The organism is Streptomyces sp. NPDC111802 (assembly GCF_055634335.1).
In genome coordinates this window covers 231,474-237,804 of sequence record NZ_JBVKCZ010000011.1, presented here as the reverse complement: position 1 = coordinate 237,804, position 6,331 = coordinate 231,474, and the positions used below count along the sequence as shown (strand labels likewise).

Below are 6,331 nucleotides of genomic sequence, written 5' to 3'. Positions count from 1 at the left end.
TTACGGTGGGACAACGAGGGCCTCCTGGCTGCCGGTTGTAGATGTCGCAATCCACACCGAACCCAGGGGCCCTCACCTCGTTCAAGGACCACTCACGGGCGTGTCGCCCGTCACCAACGTCCCCGGACAACACACCTAGGGCCTGTTGTTGGATCATGCCGGCGTCGCGGGCCCTGGCACGCACATCTGCCGCGTTGTCGTCAGTCGCCGACTCCCCCACTCTCGACTTCGCTCGAGCGGGGGGACCCCCATCGCGTCGACTCCCTCCTCCGCCTTGCAGCTGCACGCACCAGACCCCGCTCGGGTCGGCTGAAATGCGCAGTCCCTCTCAGCCGACCTGATCCAAACAACAGGCCCTAGCCGGCCGATCCCGGAATGCTCCGGGGCGTCGGGATCGGCAGGGGGTTGGTGCCGCCGGGCTCGTCTGCTCCCGGGTCGGCCTTGCAGGTCATATCCCGCACCGGCAGCTTTCCGGTGGTCAGATAGGTCGTGGCCGTCTTGTCCGCGCAGGACTTGGAGCCGTAGATGCCGTGTCCGACGCCTCCGAGGACGGTGACCATCTTCGCGCCCTTCATGGCCCGGCGCATGCCCTGTCCACTGGCCAGCAGGGTCTGGGAGTCCCACTCGTTCTGCAGGATCAGCGCGCCGACCTTGTTGTCGACGGTGGTGGCGGGCTCGCCGCCGTTCTTCTTCCAGAAGGCGCACGGCTTGATGTTGGACACGAAGTCGCCGTAGAGCGGCCACTTGGCCTTGTCGCGGATCGCGTCGCCGCGGTACTGCTCGGGATCGCGCGGCCAGTTGCGGGTGTCGGCACAGACCACGGACCAGAAGCCGGCGTCGCCGTTGTCCTCGGGCACGGCCCGGGCGAACGACGGCGGCAGCGGCGAGGGCGACCTGCCCTCCCGGGCACCGGACGCGGGCCTGCTCTCGGCGGCCTTCTTCAGCTCGACGACCGCCTCGGCGGCGTCGCGCACGCTGAAGAACGTGGCGCGGTTGTAGGCGCGGATGTCGTCGCCGGTCAGCTTTGTGCCGTCGAGGTCGATCGGCTTGCGGTCGGCCCGGGCGACCAGGTCGTAGAAGGCCTTGCGGACCGCCTCGGGGGTCTTGCCCAGCTGGTACCTGGAGTTGCGCTCGGCGGTCCATTCGGTCCAGCGGGTGAAGGCGGGCTCGGTGCCCTCCGCCCAAATCTGGATCATGCCGCGCCAGACCCGGGCCGGGTCGACGGCGCTGTCCAGCACGAAGCGGTCGGAGCGCTTCGGGAACATCTGCGTGTAGACCGCGCCCAGATAGGTGCCGTACGAGTAGCCCAGGTAGGAGATCTTCCGCTCGCCGAGCACGGCCCGGATCACGTCCATGTCCCGGGCGGTGTTGCGGGTGGTGATGTGGCGCAGCTTGTCGCCCTGCTTGGTGTCGCACTTCTCGGCGACGGTCCGCGCCCACTTGACGTCCTTGGCGAACCTCTCGGCCTTGTACGGCCGTTCCCAGTTCGCTTCCTCGGGCGTCAGGCCGCAGCTGACGGGGGAGCTCCGGCCGATGCCCCGCGGATCGAAGCCCACGAGGTCGTACCTGTGCTTCACGGCCTTCGGCAGCTCGCTCGCCATCTGCTGCGGCATGTCGACGCCCGGACCGCCGGGGCCACCCGGGTTGAGCAGCAGCACGCCCCGGCGCTCCGCGCTCGTGCTGGTCTTCAGCTTCGATATCGCGAGGTCGAGCTTCTTCCCGCCGGGGCGGCTGTAGTCGAGCGGCACCTTGATGGTGGCGCACTGGAAGTTCGCAGGCGTCGCTCTGTCACAGCGGTGCCATGCGGGCCGCTGCTGTAGGTACTGGCTCAAGGGGTTCGCCGCGGCGGATGCCGTGGCCGGCGCGAGCGCGGGCACCAGCGCGGCGACGCTGCTGGCCGCCAGGAAACAAGCTATTCGACTGCTTCGCACGTGGGGGGTCCCTCGGGTTGCTGCGTATGAGACGCACCAACCCTTTCGGATAACGCAGTTGAGGGAATCCATCAACGAGACAGGATCGGTACCACTGTGGATGGACGGCCGAGCGGGACAGATGGTCCCGGAGTCGGACAACCGCGACCGGCTCCGCGCCGTCTTGCTCAGGAGGTCCGTGCCGATCGGCCACGGGCCCCGGTGACAGCGCGGGGCTAGAAGCTCCGAGCCCCCCGGAAGTCGTACGCGGCGAAGTCGGCCACCGGCCGGTACCCGATGCGCTGGTAGAGGCTGTTGCTCGTCTGGTTGGCCAGGTCGGTGAAGAGCAGCAACTCGCGGATACCGGAGGCGAGTACGCCCCGGCTGACGGCCGCGGTGACCGCGCCCGCGTAGCCGCGTCCGCGCAGCTGGGCCGGGGTGTAGACGGGGGCGATCCGGACCTGGCCGGCGACGACGGGGGTCACGCCGGCCATGGAGAGGGGGGTGCCGTCCTCGTTCTCCCAGAAGGTGACGCCTCCGTAGGCGATGCGCGAGTCGGCCCAGGCGGCGGCGTCACGGGCGGCGTGGTCGCCGACCGCCTCGCCGAACTCGCCGTACCAGCGCATCAGTTGCTCCCGGTCCTCCTTGCCGACGATCCGGGCGCGGCCCGCCGGAACGGGCTGAGGCGCGGTCAGGTTGCCCAGCCGGTACAGGCGTTGACGCTGGCCGACCGTGCCCCGGGCGCCCGTGTGCCGGCGCCAGGCGGCGGCGAAGGCCTCGGCGGTCTCGCGGGCCGCGATGACACCGGGGACCTGATGGCCGAGGGCGATCAGGTGGGCGGCGAGGGCTTCGGCCTCGCCGGGGGTGAGGGGGGTGACGTTCAGCCGGTAGGGCGGGGTGCGGAAGTACGCGGCCCGTACCTGCCCGTCCAGCTCCAGCGCGCCGAAGAGGGGTGCCTCGTCGCCGTACGCCCGCAGCCCGCCCGTGCGCAGTGTCTCGGTCACCGTCAGGACGACGGTGTGCAGATCGGGGCGTGAGCGCAGGAAGCCGCCGGTGTGGGAGAGGAAGGCGGTGAGGTCCTGGGTGCAGTACCAGTCGTCCGGGCGCATAGCTCATGATCCCGCGCCCGCGCCGGGGATGTGCACGAAATTCCGCCGTGGATACGAAGCCGTCACAAGAGCCCACCTTCGGGCGGGGGTTGGGGCGCACCGGGTTCACGGGGAAAGGCGTTCTTCGGGTTGACGTCCCGGTCCGTGATCTACGGGTCGACGTCCGGGTCGGTCGCCAGCCGCGCGTGCAGGTGCATGTCCCGGTACGCGTCGTGCCGCCCCGCCTCCCACATCGCGCCCCGCAGGGTCCCCTCGTAGCGGAAACCGCAGCGCTCGGCGATATGGCAGGAGGAGTCGTGGCCGACGGCGTGGTCGAGTTCCAGGCGGTGCAGGCCGAGGCCGTCCGGCTCGGCGAGGGCCCAGCGGGCGGCGATGACGAGCGCGTGGGTGGCGACGCGGCGGCCACGGGCCTCGGGCAGCACCCAGTAGCCGACGCGGGCGGAACTCATGACCCGGTTGATGACGTTGACGCCGATGTGTCCGAGGGGTGCGCCGGTATCGGCGTCGGTGACGCAGTACGCCGCCGAGGTGCCGTTCACCATGTTCTCGACCGCGGCGCGCAGTGATTCACGGGCGCTGTCGAGGTCGGTGGTGAGCGTCAACGGGGTGTTCCAGCGCCGGAATTCCGGATCCGTACGCCCCTGGAACCAGGTCTCGACGTCGGCCTCGGAGTCAGCGTCCCAGGGACGCAGACGCAGACCGTGACCGTGCAGGTCGGGAAGGTGGTGGGAGTCGGGGTGGGGCTGGGGGTGATGGGGTCCGCCGGCGAGGGTCATGGGCCCATTGAAACCACCCGGCGATCAGCTCGGGACCGGTTTGGGCCGGAACACCGGCACCCCCTCCCGGAAGACGACCTCCAGCTCACACCCGGCCCGCAGCCGCCCGGCGTCCGCGCACTCCACGACCTCGGTCATCATGCGGGGCCCTTCGGCGAGATCGACGACGGCGGCCACGTACGGTGTCCGCTGCCCGAAGGGCGGCAGGTCGTTGCGGTGGACGACGGACCAGGTGTAGAGGGTGGCGAGGCCGCGGGCGGTCTCCCAGTCGACGTCCTCGCTCCAGCAGTGGGGGCAGAACTCCCGGGGGTAGTGGTGGGCGCGTCCGCAGCCGCGGCACCGGCGGATGAGCAGCCGCCCGCTCGCCGCCGCGTCCCAGTACGTACGGGTGAAGGCGTCGACCTCCGGAACGTCGTACCGCTGCCCGCCCATCAGAACAGCCCCAGCGCGCTGTCCACCGACCACGACTGCCATGACATCCCGAACAGCGCGACGACCGAGATCAGCGCCATCATCGAGTTCTGCCCCTGCTCGGCCCAGTCGTGGATCATCAAGGCGAAGTAGAGGCCGTTGAGCAGCAGCCCGCCGACGAGGGCGAGCGGGGTCAGGAACCCGACGACGAGTCCGAGGCCCAGCGCCAGCTCCGCGTACAGGACGACGTACGCCATGGTCCGCGGCCGGGGCTTGACGACGACCTCGAAGCCGGCCCGTACGGCGTTCCAGCGGTGCTTGCCCGCCACGTCGGCCGCCCAGGCGATCCCCGCGCCCTCGAACCAGCTCTTCTTGTCCTTGTGGCGCCAGCTCTCCAGCCACCACAACCCGAGGCCTATCCGGAGCACGGCCAGCCATTCCGCACCTGTGAGCCAGATCGCGTCCATGGTTCTGACGGTACGTCAGATAAAGCGGGGCTGACAATCGCCTGTGCGGTACCGGCTTCCCGTCATGACACCGACCACCGCCCACACGACGCCGAGCTCCCAGGATGGCTCTGGGGGCTCGGCGTCGTGCCGTTCGTTGGGGCCGTCCCGCTACGACGGCATCCGGATCCGCGCCCGCCGATACTCCTCATACAGCCGATCAGCCTCGGCGCAGGGGAGGTTGGCATTCACTCCCTGATCATCCACAGCCCGACAGGTGAGGCATGTCGCGGAATGCTCCCCCAGTCGGAGGAGGGCACCTTGCGCGGTCTCACCGCCTGTGCTGCCGATGCCCTCGTAGTGATCGCACAGGGCACTCAGAACACGAGCCAGACGCCGCGCGTGGGCGACGGCTCCGTGCAATCCGGGGCGTGGATCAGCACGAAGCTTCCCCCGGGCCTCCCCGACGCACGCCAGCGCGCAGTGGTGGCCGACGGACCTGGGTCGCGGCCCGATCCCCCGCTCGATCTCAGGGATGAGCAACTCCAAATGCCCGCGCAGCAGGTCAGTGAGGATCTCCACCTCGCCGACGGCCGGCCCGAGGGCATCCGGCACGCAGTCCGGTTCGAGCAGACGCCCGGCAGTCTCACGCATCGTGGGAAGGTCGACCGGGGGCGGCTGCCGCGTCTGGGCTTCTGCCCGCTGCTTCGTACTCGTGCCGCGGGGGGCGGCGTTTTGCGATTCGCGCGCTTTGGCCATGAACAGGACGTTAGGGGCGCGGAGTTACTCACCACTGCCATGGTTTCTCAGAGTTTCTCGGTAACCCAGGGAAGTTGCGCGAGGTTTCCCTTACGAGCCTCTGGTCAGAGCGTTTGGGATGTTGGCCTCGGGGAGGCTGGTCCTGCACCACAACTTCAACAGGAGGGGCGACCATGCGGCGGCTGCGGTTCAACGGCACGGGTTCGGGCGGAGGCGGCTGCCCCGGGGTGCACGAGGACATGGAAACCGGGGAGGTGATCGTCCATGGACCGCCCCTCACGGACCCTGCGGATCTGGCCCAACTCCAGCATTACGACCAGGGCGAAGTGGCCGTCGTCGTACCACGCAACACCTTGGTGGACTTCGGACCGCGCGACGAGGCGCCCACGCTCATCAACGCGGAGGACGAGTTCGACCGCCTCTTCACGGCCTTCGACCACACGGCCTGGCGGCTGGAGACCCGGCGCCACTATGCCAGCGACGAGCAGACCGGCGAATGGGCCCAGTTCGCACAAGGTCGGCAAATCGACTGGGACTACGACGACGAATGGTGCCGCAACGTCCGGGCACAGACCCAACAGGGCAAACGATTCGAGCGAGTGCGACTGCTCGACTCCCCGCCCACACCAGGGCAGATGTACCTGCGGAGCAACGCGGTACGGAACTGCGCCGTGGGTGAGGACATCCGCAACCTCTCACGAGCCGAGGCCGAGCGGCTGCGCCTGCCCGCCGAGGACTTCTGGCTGTTCGACTCGCGGCTCGTGGCCCGTCTGCTCTTCGATCAGGGGGACAACCTGACAGGCGTGGAACTCATCACCGAGCCGGCCGCCGTCAACCGCTACTGCCAGGTCCGGGACGCGGCCTGGCACTATGCAATTCCGTACGAAGACTTCGAGGTCGACGAGATGTGACGTGAGGTT

General features: G+C 69.3%; 7 protein-coding genes. 1 reads left to right on the top strand and 6 read right to left on the bottom strand.

Annotated features, from left to right (window positions below):
* Window positions 1-356: 356 nt before the first annotated feature.
* From ACZ7NC_RS14990 to ACZ7NC_RS14965, 6 genes are all read right to left on the bottom strand, one after another.
* Window positions 357-1,931, bottom strand: a complete 1,575-nt coding sequence (locus ACZ7NC_RS14990; protein WP_471488290.1) for an alpha/beta hydrolase — start codon at window positions 1,929-1,931, stop codon at window positions 357-359.
* 215 nt (window positions 1,932-2,146) lie between these two features.
* Complete coding sequence (locus ACZ7NC_RS14985) at window positions 2,147-3,019, bottom strand: GNAT family N-acetyltransferase (RefSeq protein ID WP_471488288.1); 873 nt, start codon at window positions 3,017-3,019, stop codon at window positions 2,147-2,149.
* A 149-nt stretch (window positions 3,020-3,168) separates the two neighbouring features.
* A complete protein-coding gene (locus tag ACZ7NC_RS14980) occupies window positions 3,169-3,795 on the bottom strand; it encodes a GNAT family N-acetyltransferase (RefSeq protein ID WP_471488287.1) in 627 nt (208 codons plus the stop codon).
* Between the two features lie 24 nt (window positions 3,796-3,819).
* A complete protein-coding gene (locus ACZ7NC_RS14975; protein ID WP_471488285.1) occupies window positions 3,820-4,227 on the bottom strand; it encodes a Zn-ribbon domain-containing OB-fold protein in 408 nt (135 codons plus the stop codon).
* A complete protein-coding gene (locus ACZ7NC_RS14970) occupies window positions 4,227-4,673 on the bottom strand; it encodes a DoxX family protein (RefSeq protein WP_471488283.1) in 447 nt (148 codons plus the stop codon). Before ACZ7NC_RS14970 ends, ACZ7NC_RS14975 begins: the two co-directional genes overlap by 1 nt.
* Window positions 4,674-4,823: 150 nt before the next feature.
* Window positions 4,824-5,411, bottom strand: coding sequence for a DUF6415 family natural product biosynthesis protein (locus ACZ7NC_RS14965; RefSeq protein WP_471488281.1), 588 nt, complete (start codon window positions 5,409-5,411; stop codon window positions 4,824-4,826).
* A 173-nt stretch (window positions 5,412-5,584) separates the two neighbouring features.
* Here ACZ7NC_RS14965 and ACZ7NC_RS14960 point away from each other — a divergent pair, with 173 nt between their 5' ends.
* Window positions 5,585-6,322, top strand: coding sequence for a DUF6879 family protein (locus ACZ7NC_RS14960; RefSeq protein ID WP_471488279.1), 738 nt, complete (start codon window positions 5,585-5,587; stop codon window positions 6,320-6,322).
* Window positions 6,323-6,331: the final 9 nt, after the last annotated feature.